This is a genomic window from Pseudomonas sp. BN102 (assembly GCF_029871245.1).
Classification (GTDB): Bacteria; Pseudomonadota; Gammaproteobacteria; order Pseudomonadales; family Pseudomonadaceae; genus Metapseudomonas.
In genome coordinates this window covers 108,244-120,980 of the sequence record NZ_SSON01000048.1, presented here as the reverse complement: position 1 = coordinate 120,980, position 12,737 = coordinate 108,244, and the positions used below count along the sequence as shown (strand labels likewise).

The following is a 12,737-nucleotide window of genomic DNA, read 5'->3' as shown; positions in this document are numbered from 1 at the left end:
AGACCGCCGATGCGACTCTACGAACTCATCACCTTCACCCTGCGGGTACGCACCCCGGCCGCGGCACTGGCGCGCCTGGAACGGACCCTTGCCGAGGCGGCACCGGGATGTACCCTGGTCGGTTGCTGGTCTTCGGATATCGGCCCGCTGAACCAGGTCGCCGTACTGCGTGGCTTCAGCGACGAACAGGCGCGACAGACCGAGCGCGAGCGCTACCTGCTGGCGCGGGATGCCTTCGGCATCAAAGAATTCATGCTCGATACGAAGGTGGAGAGCTATAACCTCTTCCCCTTCCTCGAACCCCTTGCGCCAGGCGCCCACGGGCCGTTCTACGAGCTGCGGGAATACAACCTGATTCCTTCCGGCCTGACGCCCACCCTGGAGGGCTGGAAAAAGGCCATAGGGCCGCGCACCAGTGAGGGCTATTCCCAGGTCTACGCGGCCTTCTACGCCACCGACGGGCGCACGCCGCGCTACCTGCACATCTGGCCCTACGCCAGCCTGGAACAGCGCCTCGACGTGCGCACGCGGGCCGTCGAGGACGGCGCCTGGCCGCCGGAAAACTCAGGGCCGCAACTGCGCGAGATGCATTCCACCCTCTACCTGCCGGCGAAGTTTTCGCCCTTGCAGTAGCAGTTTTTTTCACGCTTTACCTCGGCCCGTTCCACTCCTTTGCGGGCCTTTTTTTTTCATGTGTCGGTTGGCGCTCTTGATGTAGGGGCGAATTCATTCGCCAAGCAGGCCGTAGGTCTGCCCTGTGAATTCTCCGGGGCAGCTGCGTTGCCCTTGGCGAATGAATTCGCCCCTACAAGAGATGGATGGTCCGTGGACTGGCTAGACAATCCGCCCTTCCGACAACTCCTCGATCAGCGCCAGGCAGTGGGTCAGCGCCGGCGAGGCGTCGCCTACCCGGCGGCTGATGATGATGGGGGAGGTGGCCTGGGCCTCCTGCAGGGTGGCGTAGCCGATGTCGACCCGGTGCAGCACCTGCACCGAGGCGGGCACCAGGGTGATGCCGATGCCGGCGGCCACCAGGCCGATGGCGGTTTGCAGCTCGTTGGTCCACTGCGCCACCTCGATCTGCAGGCCGTAGGCGGCGAACAGCGCCAGCACATGGTCGGCATAGCTCGGTCGCGGGTTGCCGGGATAGAGCACGAAGGGTTCCTGGGCCAGGTCCGTGAGGCTCACCGGGCCGGGCAGCAGCGGGTGGCCGGCGGGCAGGGCGGCCACCAGCGGGTCGAGGGTGAGCACCTCCTGCTGGATGGCCGGGTCGTTGATATGGATGCGCCCGAAGCCGACATCGATGCGCCCTGCCTTGAGGGAGTCCACCTGCTGAAGGGTGGTCATTTCCGACAGGCCCAGTTCCAGGCCCGCATCGCTGCGCAGGCGGCGGATCAGGTCCGGCAGCACGCCGTAGAGGGTGGAAGGGGCGAAACCGATGCCCAACCAGGCTTTCTCCCCCGAACCAATACGGCGGGTATTGTCACAGACCTTCGCCAACTGCTCGAGCAGGGCGCTGGAGTGCTCGTGGAAAAAGCGCCCGGCCTCGGTCAGGCGCAGGGGCCGGCCACGCTCCAGCAGGGCCACACCCAGTTCGTCCTCCAACTGCTGGATCTGCCGGCTCAGCGGCGGCTGGGCGATATGCAGGCGCTCCGCGGCGCGGGTGAAGTTGAGGGTTTCGGCAAGCGCCTGGAAGTAGCGCAGGTGGCGAAGCTCCATGGAATCTCCCGGGTGTTTGGCGTTGCAGGTTTTCGATACCTCCAAGGTATCGAGCTAGACAAACTCTATATTGGACCCCTTCGGCGGTCGCAGCCAATATCCAGACCCAGATGAAACGAACCTGATGGGTATTGAAGTGAGCCAAGTTCTGATCGAAAGCGTCGAGGCGATCATCGTCGACCTGCCGACCATCCGCCCGCACAAGCTGGCCATGCACACCATGCAGAATCAGACCTTGGTGGTGATCCGCCTGCGCTGCTCCGATGGCATCGAAGGTCTCGGCGAGTCCACCACCATCGGTGGCCTGGCGTACGGCAACGAGAGCCCGGAAAGCATCAAGCAGAACATCGACAGCCACCTCGGTCCGCTGCTGATCGGCCAGGACGCGTCCAACATCAACGCCGCCATGCTGCGTCTGGACAAGGCTGCCAAGGGCAACACCTTCGCCAAGTCGGGCCTGGAAAGCGCGCTGCTGGACGCCCAGGGCAAGCGCCTTGGCCTGCCGGTCAGCGAGCTGCTCGGTGGCCGCGTGCGTGACGGCCTGGAAGTGGCCTGGACCCTCGCCAGCGGCGACACCGCCAAGGACATCAGCGAAGCCGAGCACATGCTGGAAATCCGCCGCCACCGCATCTTCAAGCTGAAGATCGGCGCCGGTGAAGTGAACAAGGACCTGGCCCACGTCATCGCCATCAAGAAGGCCCTGGGCGACCGCGCCAGCGTGCGCGTCGACGTCAACCAGGCTTGGGACGAATCCGTGGCCCTACGCGCCTGCCGCATCCTCGGCGACAACGGCATCGACCTGATCGAGCAGCCCATTTCGCGCATCAACCGCTCCGGCCAGGTGCGCCTGAACCAGCGCAGCCCGGCGCCGATCATGGCCGACGAGTCCATTGAAAGCGTCGAGGACGCCTTCAGCCTGGCGGCCGACGGCGCGGCCAGCATCTTCGCCCTGAAAATCGCCAAGAACGGCGGCCCGCGCGCCGTGCTGCGCACCGCGCAGATCGCCGAGGCGGCCGGAATCGCCCTCTATGGCGGTACCATGCTGGAAGGCTCGATCGGCACCCTGGCTTCGGCCCATGCCTTCGTCACCCTCAAGCAACTGACCTGGCACACCGAGCTGTTCGGCCCGCTGCTGCTGACCGAGGAAATCGTCAGCGAAGCGCCGGTCTACCGCGACTTCCAGCTGCACGTGCCGCGCACCCCGGGCCTTGGCCTCGTCCTGGACGAAGAGCGCCTGGCGTTCTTCCGTCGCAAGTAACAAGGAGATCGATCCCATGCTGTTCCACGTGAAGATGACCGTCAGACTGCCGGTCGACATGGACCCGGCCAAGGCCGCCAAGCTCAAGGCCGACGAGAAGGAACTGGCCCAGCGCCTGCAGCGCGAGGGCAAGTGGCGCCACCTGTGGCGCATTGCCGGGCACTACGCCAACTACAGCGTGTTCGACCTCGCCAGCGTCGAGGAGCTGCACGACACCCTGATGCAGCTGCCACTGTTCCCCTACATGGATATCGAGGTCGACGGCCTGTGCCGCCACCCGTCGTCGATTCACGAAGACGATCGCTGATCGCTTCGCGCCCGATAACAACAAGATGAGGAAATAGCCATGACTATCAAACTGTCCAGCACCGAAAACGTTCAGAAGTTCTTCCAGGAAGCCAGCGGCTTCAACAACGACCAGGGCAACCAGCGCATGAAGAAGCTGGTCAACCGCATCCTGCTCGACACCATCAAGATCATCGAAGACCTGGAAGTCACCACCGAGGAATTCTGGAAAGCGGTGGACTACCTCAACCGCATGGGCGCCCGTGGCGAAGCCGGTCTGCTGGTGGCGGGCCTCGGCCTTGAGCACTACCTCGACCTGCTGCTGGACGCCCAGGACGAGGCTGCCGGCCTGTCCGGCGGCACCCCGCGCACCATCGAGGGCCCGCTGTACGTGGCCGGCGCGCCGCTCTCCGAAGGCGAGACCCGCATGGACGACGGCACCGACCCGGGCACCGTGATGTTCCTCGAAGGCCGTGTGCTCGACACCGATGGCCAGCCCATCGCCGGCGCCACCGTCGACCTGTGGCACGCCAACACCAAGGGCACCTATTCCTACTTCGACACCACCCAGTCGGATTACAACCTGCGCCGCCGCATCCTCACCGATGCCGACGGCCGCTACCGCGCCCGCAGCATCGTGCCGTCCGGCTACGGCTGCCCGCCCGATGGCACCACCCAGGAAGTGCTGAACCTGCTCGGCCGCCACGGCAACCGTCCGGCGCACATCCACTTCTTCATCTCCGCGCCGGGCTATCGCCACCTGACCACCCAGATCAACCTGTCGGGCGACGAGTACCTGTGGGACGACTTCGCCTACGCCACCCGTGACGGCCTGGTGGGGGAAGTGAGCTTCAACGATGACGCCGCCGCGGCCAAAGCTCGTGGCGTCGACGGCCGCTTCGCCGAGATCGAGTTCAGCTTCCAGCTGCAGAAGGCGCCGAGCCCGGAACAGGAAGCCATCCGCGACCGCGTACGCGCCGAAGCCTGAGTTCCGACTTGGCGGGGGAGGCTGGTTCCCCCGCCATTTGAGCCGGCCGTTTGGCCGGCTTTTTTATGCTTGCGTTGCGGTCATTGCCGTAGGGTGCGCCGTGCGCACTTTCCCGGTCCGAGCCGGATTCGGGTTTCCTGGTGCGCGCGGCGCACCCTACCGTGGACAAACTAGTGGGATAACCATCCCCGACTATCCGGATTTCCCCGCTCCGTCAGTTGCCGCCTAATCGGTCGATCCCGAACCGGAGGCATCCATGAGCAGACCCCGCGACCCGGCCGACCTGGCCGCCTATTACGATGTGCAATACAACGCCCGCGCCAGCGTCGAGGATTTCGACCAGTACCCGCGCCAGTACCGCGCGCTGAGCGACCAGGCCCATGCCAGCCTGCGCTGCTTCAGGGATGTGTCCTACGGCCCGGGGGCCGGCGAGCGGCTGGATATCTTCCCTGCCGAGCGGCCCGATGCGCCGGTGCTGCTGTTCATCCATGGCGGCTACTGGCGCGCCCTGTCCAAGGCCGACTCGGCGTTCATGGCGCCGGCCCTGACCGCCGCCGGTGCCTGTGTGGTGGTGCTGGACTACGACCTGGCGCCGGCCGTGACCCTGGACCACATAGTCGACCAGACCCGCCGCGCGCTGGCCTGGTTGTACCGGCATGTGGCCGAGTTCGGTGGCGACCCGCAGCGACTGTACGCGAGCGGCAGCTCGGCGGGTGGACACCTGACGGGGATGCTGCTGGCCGGCGGCTGGCAGGCCAGCCATGGCGTGCCGGACAGTGTGTTGTGCGGCGCCCTGCCCATCAGCGGGCTGTTCGACCTGCGGCCTTTGCTGGACACCCATATCAACGGCTGGATGGGTATGGACGAGGAGGCGGCGCGGCGCAACAGCCCGGCCTTCCACCTGCCGACGCAGAAAGCCGAGCTGGTGATCAGCTACGGGGCGCGGGAGACGGCGGAATTCGCTCGCCAGTCCCACGAGTTTCTCGATGCCTGGACTGCGCGCGGTCTGCCCGGCCGTTTCGTCGAGGCGCCGGGCAGGAACCATTTCGATGTGGTGCTGGAGCTGGGGCAGCAGGGGACGCCGCTGTACCAGTCCGTGCTGCGGCTGATGGAGTTGTAACGAGCTGCTCTTTGTGGGGGCGATTTCAATCGCTGAGCAGGCCGCAGGCCTGCCCTAGGTGGCCCATTTGGGGCAGCTGCGCTGCCCATCGCGAATGAATTCGCCCCCACAGGTGGAGCAGGCCGTGCCCTGGAATGGGCAGCGGCGCCCGGTTTTAGAACAGTGCCAGGGTGTAATTGAGGATAAGCCGGTTCTCGTCGATGTCGGTGCGGTAGTTGGAGCGCGCGGTGACGTTGCGCACGCGCACGCCCAGGCCCTTGAGCGAACCGCTCTGGATCACGTAGCCGATGTCCAGGTCGCGTTCCCAGTCCTCGCCTTCGAAGCCGCGGCCGGTGTCCACGTTGTCGCCACGGATGTAGCGCAGGGTGGTGGTCAGGCCCGGCAGGCCCAGGGCGGCGAAGTCGTAGTCATGGCGCACCTGCCAGGAGCGCTCGTCCGCCGAGGCGAACTCGTAGGTGGGCACCTCGTTTCCCAGCGGCGTGATGTTGGCGAACACCTTGGGGAAGCCCTGGTCGCCATACATGGCCTGGTAGCCGACGAAGAAGGTATGGCCGCCGCGCTTGGCCGAGAGCAGGGAGTAGAAGGCCTGGTTGTCGACTTTGCCAATCAGCTTCTTGCCGTCTTCGGATGAGTCGTAGAAGCCCATGTTGGCGCCCAGCACCCAGTTGCCCACCGGCTCGGCGTGCTTGAGGCTGATCAGGCGCTGGTCGTAGATGTCTTCCAGCTGGGCGTACCAGGCGCCCACCGTGGTGCGGTTGCTGTTGAAGGCGTAGTCGGCGCCGGCGTAGTTGAAGGCATCCGAGGAGGCCTGACGCTGCGGCTGAAAGCCGATCTGGGCCTGGATCTTGTCGTCACCGGCCTCGTTGCGCAGGCTGGTGCTGTTCAGGTGGCCGGCCTGCAGCGTGAGGCCGGCGATCTCGCTGGAGGTGAGGCTGGCGCCCTGGTAGCTGGGCGGTAGCAGGCGGATATCGCTGAACATCAGCACCGGCAGGTTGGGTTGCAGCTCGCCGACTTTCAGCTCGGTCTTCGACACGCGCATCTTGCCGGCCACCCCCAGGCGGCTGTAGTCGTCGGCGGCCTCGCCGTCCTCTTGCACCGGCAGCAGGCCGGTGTTGACCCGGTCGGGGCTGCTGTCCAGCTTGATGCCGAGGGTGCCGATGGCGTCGATGCCGAAGCCCACCGGCCCTGGCGTGTAGCCGGACTTGAAGTTGAGGATGAAGCCCTGGGCCCATTCCTCGGCCTTGGACTGCTTGTTCGGCCCGACTATGTCGGAGAAGTCGCGGCTGAAGTAGTAGTTGCGCAGTTGCAGGGTGGCGGTGGAGTCCTCGATGAAGCCGGATTCTGCGGCCAGGACGGAAAGGGGAAGGGTGCTCACAAGGAGGGGTATCGCGCGGGTCTTGTAGTTCATCGCAAGGCTCTTCTTCTGTTTTCTGGGCGCAACCATCCGCCGCCGGCTTTCGCTGAGCCGGCGGGAGGCTGGTTGCGTCGGGATTTCCGGCCCGTCGTGACTACGGGCCGGGAGAATGGGCGCCGGTCAGACGCCCAGGTAGCGGTGCGACAACTCAGGGGTCGCGACCAACTCGCCTGGCGTGCCCTGCCAGACCTGCCGGCCCTTCTCGATGATGTGGTGGCGGTCCACCACCCGCGCCATCTCCTTGAGGTTCTTGTCGATCACCAGGATGGTCTCGCCCTCGGTCTTGAGGGTGGCCAGGCAGTTCCAGATAGTCTCGCGGATCACCGGGGCCAGGCCCTCGGTGGCTTCGTCGAGGATCAGCAACTGCGGATTGGTCATCAGCGCACGGCCCACCACCAGCATCTGCTGCTCGCCGCCGGAGAGGGTCTTCGACAGCTGCTCCTGGCGTTCTTCCAGGCGCGGGAAGAGCTTGTAGATGCGCGCCAGGTCCCACTTGCCGCCCTTGGTGGCGGTGGCCAGCAGGTTTTCCTTCACGCTCAGGCTGCCGAAGGCGCGGCGGCCCTCGGGCACCAGGCCAAGGCCCGCCTGGGCGATGCGGTAGGGCGTGGCGCCGCGCATCTCCTTACCGTGGATGCGGATGCTCCCGGCGCTGGGCTTGAGCAGGCCCATGATGGATTTCACGGTGGTGGTCTTGCCCATGCCGTTGCGGCCGATTAGCGAGACCACCTGACCCTGTTCGATGCTCAGGTGCATGTCGAACAGCACCTGGCTCAGGCCGTAGCCGGCCTGCAATCCACTGACTTCAAGCATGTTCTTCCCCCAGGTAGGCGGCGCGGACCTGCGCGTTGCTACGTACTTCTTCGACGGTGCCGGTGAGGATGGTCTGGCCGTAGACCAGCACGGTGATGCGGTCGGCCAGGGCGAACACGGCGTCCATGTCGTGCTCCACCAGCAGGATGGCGTAGCGGCCCTTGAGCGACTGCAGGAGTTCGGTCATGCGCGCGGACTCCTCCGCGCCCATGCCGGCCATGGGTTCGTCCAGCAGCAGCACCGAGGCTTCCTGGGCCAGCGCCAGGGCCAGCTCCAGCTGGCGGCGCTCACCGTGGGACAGCTCGTTCACCCGGTCTTCGGCGCGACGGGCGAGGCCGACCTGCTCCAGGTAGCCGCGGGCCGGGGCCAGCAGGCGGCGGTCGCGGGACAGCGGGTTCCACATGCCGAAGGTCTTGCCTTCGCGAGCGGCGATGGCCACGGCGACGTTCTCCAACAGGCTGAAGTCCGGGTACAGCTGGCTGACCTGGAAGGAACGCGCCAGGCCCAGGCGCGGCCGTTCATGGGCCGGCACGGCGGTGATGTCCTGGCCGGCGAAAAGGATCTGCCCCTTGTCCGGGCGGATTTCCCCGGCGATCTGCGAGATCAGCGTCGACTTGCCGGCGCCGTTGGGGCCGATGATGGCGTGCAGCTCGCCGGCGGCCAGTTCCAGGTTGGCGCCATTGGTGGCCTTCACCGCGCCGAAAGCCTTCTCCAGGCCACGGATGGACAGTTGCGCGCTCATGGGTGCACCTCGCGAGCGGTGGTGACGGGGGCGGACTCGCTGGCCGGCTTGCGCGGCCGTTTGCCTGCCATCAGCAAGCCGTGGATACCCTGGCGGCCGAACAGCACCACCAGCAGGAGCAGCGGGCCGAAGATCAGCAGCCAGTGTTCGGTCCACAGGCTCAGCAGCTGTTCCAGGCAGAGGTAGACGGCCGCGCCCAGCACCGGGCCGAGCAGGGTGCCGACGCCGCCGAGGATGACCATGGCCATCAGCTCGCCGGACTTCTGCCAGGAGGCCATGTCGGGGCTGACGAACAGTGCGTAGTTGGCCCAGAGCACACCGGCCAGGCCCGCGCCGAGGCCGGCGATGACGAAGGTGGTGAGGCGGTAGCGCAGCGGCTTGAGGCCGAGGCTGACGGTGCGCCGCTCGCTCTGCTTGAGGCCGCGCAGGACGAAGCCGAAGCGCGAGCCAACCAGGCGCCGGCAGAACAGCAGCCAGGCCACCAGCAGGGCCACGCAGAGGTAGTAGAACTGGTTGGCGTCGTTCAGGTCGAGGCCGGGCAGGGCGTTGCGCTCGTTCATCAAGATGCCGTCATCGCCGCCGTAGAGGGACAGCGAGCCGAGGATGAAATAGAGCATCTGGCTGAAGGCCAGCGTGATCATGATGAACTGTACGCCACTGGTGCGCAGCGACAGGTAGCCCATCACCAGGCCGAGCAGGGCACAGCCGAGCAGGGCCAGCGGCCAGACCAGCAGCGCGCTGTTGCTGCCCTCCCAGCCCCACAGCGGCATGCCCTGGGAGGTATGGAAGGCGACTATGCCCACCACGTAGCCACCGAGGCCGAAGAAGGCGGCGTGGCCGAAGCTGACCAGGGCGCCGTAGCCGATCAGCAGATCCAGGCTGGCGGCGGCCATGCCGTAGATGGCCAGGCGGGTGAACAGGCTGACCAGGAAGGGTTCGTCGAGCAGCGCCGCCAGCAGCGGCATCAGCGCGAAGGTGGCCAGGCAGGCCAGGTCGATGATGATTCGACGGGACATGGGATTCTCCTCAGGCACGGGCCGGCAGCAGGCCGCGCGGACGCACTAGCAGCACCAGGGCCATGACGATGTAGGCGCTGGCGGAAATCAGGCCGGCGGACAGCGCGCCACTCACTTCGGCGGGCAGCAGTTGGTCCAGCAGCGGCGGGATGTAGGCCCTGCCGAGGCTGTCGACCATGCCGATCAGCAGGGCGCCGACGAGGGCACCGCGCACTGAGCCGACGCCGCCGACCACGATGACCACGAAAGTGGTGATCAGTACTTTCTCGCCCATGCCGATCTCCACCGAGAGCAGCGGGGCGGCCATGAAGCCGGCCAGGCCGCAGAGCACGCAGCCGAAGACGAACACCAGGGTGTAGAGGCGCGAGATGTTCACCCCGAGGGCACCGACCATCTCGTGGTCGTCCGCGCCGGCGCGGATCAGCATCCCCAGGCGGGTGTGGTTGATCAGCAGCCACATGCCGAGGGCCACCAGCAGGCCGGCGCCGATGAACAGCAGGCGGCTGACCGGGTACATCAGGCCCGGCAGCACCTCGACGAAGGTGTTGTACCAGTCCGGCGTGGGCATGGCCGGCGGGCTGCGGCCGAACAGCAGGGTGATGAGTTCATTGGTGAAGAACACCACCGCCAGGGTCGCCAGCACCTGGTCCAGGTGGTCGCGGTTGTAGAGGCGGCGGATGATCCCGGTCTCGATCACCAGGCCATAGAGTGCGGAGCCGGCCAGCGCGGCCAGGCCGCCGAGCCAGAAGGAGCCGCTGGCGATGGCGGTGTAGGCGGCGCAGAAGGCGCCGACCATGTAGAAGGCGCCGTGAGCCAGGTTGATGACGCCCATGATGCCGAAGATCAGCGTCAGGCCGGAGGCGAGCAGGAACAGCAGGGCGCTGTACTGCAGGCCGTTGAGGAGTTGTTCGAGCAACAGCATGGCGAAGTCCTGCGGTGATGGCCCGCCGGGAGCGCCGGCGGGCTGGCGGTTCAGGTCGGGATCAGAGCGCGCACTGGGCCGCGTAGCTGTCCACCTGGGCCTTGGCGATGGTCTTCACCGGCACTTCGGCGAGCTTGCCGTCGGCGCCGGCCTGGACCTTGAGCAGGTGCCAGTCGATCACCGCGTGCTGGTTGCTGCCGAAGCGGAATTCACCGCGCACCGAGTCGAAGCGCGCCTCGCGCAGGGCTGCACGGAAGGCCTCGGCGTCCTTGAGGTTGCCGTTAGTGGCCTTCAGCGCTGAGCCGATCAGCCGCGCGGTGTCGTAGCCCTGGGCGGCGTACATGGTGGGCGCGCGGTTGTACTTCTCGGTGAAGGCCTTGATGAAGGCCTGGTTGGCCGCGTTGTCGGACTGCGGGTTCCAGCCGCTGACCACGTTCACCCCTTCGGCCACGTTGCCGGTGGCGGCGAGCATGCGTTCGTCCATGGAGAACACCGGCACCACCATTGGGATGCTCTTGCCGAGGCCCGCGCTGCCGTACTGCTTTGCGAAGTTGATGCCGGCGCCGCCGGGGTGGAACTGGAACACCGCGTCCGGGTTGAGCGAGCGGATGCGCGCCAGTTCCACGGAGAAGTCCAGCTGGTTGAGCTTGGTATAGATCTCGGTGACCTCGCCCTTGAAGGTTCGCTTGAAGCCCGCCAGGGCGTCGCGGCCGGCCTGGTAGTTGGGCGCGAGGATGACCATCTTCTTGTAGCCCAGGTCGTTGGCGGCGACGCCGGCCATCTCGTGGGGCACGTCGTTCTGGTAGGAGGCGGCGAAGTAGTTGGGCTTGCATTGCGCGCCGGCCAGGTTGGAGGGCGCGGCGTTGGTGCTGATGTAGAAGCTGTCGCCTTTGGTGGCGCCGTTGACCACGGCGGCGAGGACGTTGGAGAACATCACGCCGGTGTAGAGCGAGATGCCGTCCAGGCTCATGCGGTCGATGATCTGCTTGCCCTTGGCAGGCTGCAAGCCGTCGTCTTCGACCACCAGTTCCACCGGCACACCGCCGAGCTTGCCGCCTTCCTGGTCCATGGCCAGGCGGAAGGCATCGCGGGCGTCCTCGCCCAGGTAGCCGGCGGGGGTGGACAGGGTGGTGATGAAGCCGATGCGCACAGGGTCCTGTGCCTGGGCGGGGAGGGAAGAGGCCAGTGCGGCCCCGAGCATCGCAAGGTTCAGGGTCTTTTTCATAGTTACCGCCTTGGTTGCGCAGTGCCGTCGTGACCCGGCCTGCTTAGTTGTTGTTTGGGCAGTTTTGAAGCGGGTGGAGCGATCTTGTCGTTATGGGCACAGCCGTAGGAGCCAGCTTGCTGGCGAAGCATGGTGCGTTCGCGAGCAAGGACTCGGCGTCCCCCTCTCTCCTACAAGGGACGTGGTGCGCCGCTCAGGTATTGCTCTCGGTGAACTTCTCGAAATACAGGTGGCCGTTGTCGATGCCGTTGTCGGCGAGCCAGGTCTTCACCGAGTCCACCATCGGTGGCGGGCCGCACAGGTACATGTCGAAGGGCGCCTCGCGCAGGGCGGCGGCGTCGAAGTGCTCGGGGACGTAGCCGCGCTTGCCGTCCCAGTTCTGGCCCTCGTCGCTGACCACCGGGGTGAAGCTGAAGTTCGGGATGCGTTCGGCGTAGCTCTGGATGCGCTCCAGTTCGCAGAGGTCGGCCACCTGGCGTACGCCGTAGAACAGCTGCACCGGCTGGCCGCAGCCGCCGCGTTCGGCGATCTCGTCGAGCATGCCGAGGAAGGCCGAGAGGCCAGTGCCGCCGGCCACCAGTAACAGGGGCTTCTCGATATGGCGCATGTAGAAGGCGCCCAGCGGGGCCTCGAAGCGGATCTCGTCGCCCACCTTGCAGCGTTCGCGGATGTAGTTGCTCATCACCCCATCCGGCAGCAGGCGGATGAGGAACTGCAGCTTGTTTTCCGGGTTGGGCCGATTGGCGAAGGAGTAGGAACGCTTCGCCTCGGTGCCCGGCACCGAAAGGCGCGCGTACTGGCCCGGCAGGAAATCCAGTTGCTGGCCGTCGACGCCGGCATCCAGGTGGAGGATGGCGGTGGTCTTTGATACCTGCTCGACGTGGGTGACGATGCCGCGCTCGTGCACCGTCTTCGACGCGCCGCAGAGCGAGGAATCGAAGTCGAAATAGAACGAGGCGTTGGACTGCACGCGGGTCTGGCAGGTGAGCATCTTGCGTTGCGCGAGGTCCTGTTCCGACAAAGCCTCCTCGTCCACGTAGTCCATGGCGTAGCGGCCGGACTCGCAGCGGCCCATGCAGGTGCCGCAGACGCCTTCGCGGCAGTCCAGCGGAATGTTGATGCCGTTGCGCAAGGCGGCGTCGAGCAGGATCTCGTTGCCGTGCACGGGGAAGAACAGGGTTTTGCCGTCGGCAAAACTGAAGGCGACCTTGTGGTTCATGGCGCGTACTTCCGGTGGA

General features: G+C 66.2%; 13 protein-coding genes. 5 read left to right on the top strand and 8 right to left on the bottom strand.

Annotation, left to right across the window (positions count from 1 at the left end):
* The first annotated feature begins 9 nt into the window (after positions 1–9).
* Complete coding sequence (locus tag E8F12_RS09580) at positions 10–633, top strand: NIPSNAP family protein (protein WP_280325006.1); 624 nt, start codon at positions 10–12, stop codon at positions 631–633.
* Positions 634–834: 201 nt separating this feature from the next.
* Here E8F12_RS09580 and E8F12_RS09575 read toward each other — a convergent pair whose 3' ends face one another.
* Positions 835–1,719: a LysR family transcriptional regulator gene (locus E8F12_RS09575; protein ID WP_280325005.1), complete on the bottom strand. Its 885-nt coding sequence runs from the start codon at positions 1,717–1,719 to the stop codon at positions 835–837.
* Between the two features lie 136 nt (positions 1,720–1,855).
* Between E8F12_RS09575 and E8F12_RS09570 the strand changes: the two genes are divergently transcribed.
* From E8F12_RS09570 to E8F12_RS09555, 4 genes are all read left to right on the top strand, one after another.
* Positions 1,856–2,977 carry a muconate cycloisomerase family protein gene (locus tag E8F12_RS09570; RefSeq protein WP_280325004.1) on the top strand — a complete coding sequence of 374 codons (1,122 nt, stop codon included), beginning with the start codon at positions 1,856–1,858 and terminating at the stop codon, positions 2,975–2,977.
* Between the two features lie 16 nt (positions 2,978–2,993).
* On the top strand, positions 2,994–3,284 hold the full coding sequence (gene catC / locus E8F12_RS09565) for a muconolactone Delta-isomerase (RefSeq protein ID WP_280325003.1): 291 nt from the start codon (positions 2,994–2,996) through the stop codon (positions 3,282–3,284).
* Between the two features lie 39 nt (positions 3,285–3,323).
* Complete coding sequence (gene catA, locus E8F12_RS09560) at positions 3,324–4,250, top strand: catechol 1,2-dioxygenase (RefSeq protein WP_280325002.1); 927 nt, start codon at positions 3,324–3,326, stop codon at positions 4,248–4,250.
* 256 nt (positions 4,251–4,506) lie between these two features.
* Positions 4,507–5,370, top strand: coding sequence for an alpha/beta hydrolase (locus tag E8F12_RS09555; protein ID WP_280325001.1), 864 nt, complete (start codon positions 4,507–4,509; stop codon positions 5,368–5,370).
* Between the two features lie 154 nt (positions 5,371–5,524).
* Here the strand turns inward: E8F12_RS09555 and E8F12_RS09550 are convergent, their stop codons facing one another.
* The 7 genes from E8F12_RS09550 to antC all read right to left on the bottom strand — a co-directional run bounded on the left by E8F12_RS09550 (position 5,525) and on the right by antC (position 12,718).
* Positions 5,525–6,778, bottom strand: a complete 1,254-nt coding sequence (locus tag E8F12_RS09550) for an OprD family porin (protein ID WP_280325000.1) — start codon at positions 6,776–6,778, stop codon at positions 5,525–5,527.
* A gap of 126 nt (positions 6,779–6,904) precedes the next feature.
* Entirely contained in the window at positions 6,905–7,594 is a 690-nt protein-coding gene (locus E8F12_RS09545) for an ABC transporter ATP-binding protein (RefSeq protein ID WP_280324999.1), read from the bottom strand.
* Positions 7,587–8,336 carry an ABC transporter ATP-binding protein gene (locus tag E8F12_RS09540; RefSeq protein ID WP_280324998.1) on the bottom strand — a complete coding sequence of 250 codons (750 nt, stop codon included), beginning with the start codon at positions 8,334–8,336 and terminating at the stop codon, positions 7,587–7,589. The genes E8F12_RS09545 and E8F12_RS09540 overlap by 8 nt, the downstream gene beginning before the upstream one ends.
* A complete protein-coding gene (locus E8F12_RS09535; protein WP_280324997.1) occupies positions 8,333–9,352 on the bottom strand; it encodes a branched-chain amino acid ABC transporter permease in 1,020 nt (339 codons plus the stop codon). Before E8F12_RS09535 ends, E8F12_RS09540 begins: the two co-directional genes overlap by 4 nt.
* Positions 9,353–9,362: 10 nt before the next feature.
* Positions 9,363–10,274 carry a branched-chain amino acid ABC transporter permease gene (locus E8F12_RS09530; protein WP_280324996.1) on the bottom strand — a complete coding sequence of 304 codons (912 nt, stop codon included), beginning with the start codon at positions 10,272–10,274 and terminating at the stop codon, positions 9,363–9,365.
* A gap of 61 nt (positions 10,275–10,335) precedes the next feature.
* A complete protein-coding gene (locus E8F12_RS09525; RefSeq protein WP_280324995.1) occupies positions 10,336–11,499 on the bottom strand; it encodes an ABC transporter substrate-binding protein in 1,164 nt (387 codons plus the stop codon).
* A 193-nt stretch (positions 11,500–11,692) separates the two neighbouring features.
* Positions 11,693–12,718 (bottom strand): anthranilate 1,2-dioxygenase electron transfer component AntC, encoded by a 1,026-nt coding sequence (gene antC, locus E8F12_RS09520; RefSeq protein WP_280324994.1) that lies wholly within the window; start codon positions 12,716–12,718, stop codon positions 11,693–11,695.
* Positions 12,719–12,737: the final 19 nt, after the last annotated feature.

What these genes read in the sequence shown, in the direction of transcription:
- E8F12_RS09580 (WP_280325006.1), top strand. Translation starts at nt 10, where the DNA reads ATGCGACTCTACGAACTCATCACCTTCACCCTGCGGGTACGCACCCCG.
- E8F12_RS09575 (WP_280325005.1), bottom strand. Translation starts at nt 1,719, where the DNA reads ATGGAGCTTCGCCACCTGCGCTACTTCCAGGCGCTTGCCGAAACCCTC.
- catC (WP_280325003.1), top strand. Translation starts at nt 2,994, where the DNA reads ATGCTGTTCCACGTGAAGATGACCGTCAGACTGCCGGTCGACATGGAC.
- catA (WP_280325002.1), top strand. Translation starts at nt 3,324, where the DNA reads ATGACTATCAAACTGTCCAGCACCGAAAACGTTCAGAAGTTCTTCCAG.
- E8F12_RS09555 (WP_280325001.1), top strand. Translation starts at nt 4,507, where the DNA reads ATGAGCAGACCCCGCGACCCGGCCGACCTGGCCGCCTATTACGATGTG.
- E8F12_RS09550 (WP_280325000.1), bottom strand. Translation starts at nt 6,778, where the DNA reads ATGAACTACAAGACCCGCGCGATACCCCTCCTTGTGAGCACCCTTCCC.
- E8F12_RS09545 (WP_280324999.1), bottom strand. Translation starts at nt 7,594, where the DNA reads ATGCTTGAAGTCAGTGGATTGCAGGCCGGCTACGGCCTGAGCCAGGTG.
- E8F12_RS09540 (WP_280324998.1), bottom strand. Translation starts at nt 8,336, where the DNA reads ATGAGCGCGCAACTGTCCATCCGTGGCCTGGAGAAGGCTTTCGGCGCG.
- E8F12_RS09535 (WP_280324997.1), bottom strand. Translation starts at nt 9,352, where the DNA reads ATGTCCCGTCGAATCATCATCGACCTGGCCTGCCTGGCCACCTTCGCG.
- E8F12_RS09530 (WP_280324996.1), bottom strand. Translation starts at nt 10,274, where the DNA reads ATGCTGTTGCTCGAACAACTCCTCAACGGCCTGCAGTACAGCGCCCTG.
- E8F12_RS09525 (WP_280324995.1), bottom strand. Translation starts at nt 11,499, where the DNA reads ATGAAAAAGACCCTGAACCTTGCGATGCTCGGGGCCGCACTGGCCTCT.
- antC (WP_280324994.1), bottom strand. Translation starts at nt 12,718, where the DNA reads ATGAACCACAAGGTCGCCTTCAGTTTTGCCGACGGCAAAACCCTGTTC.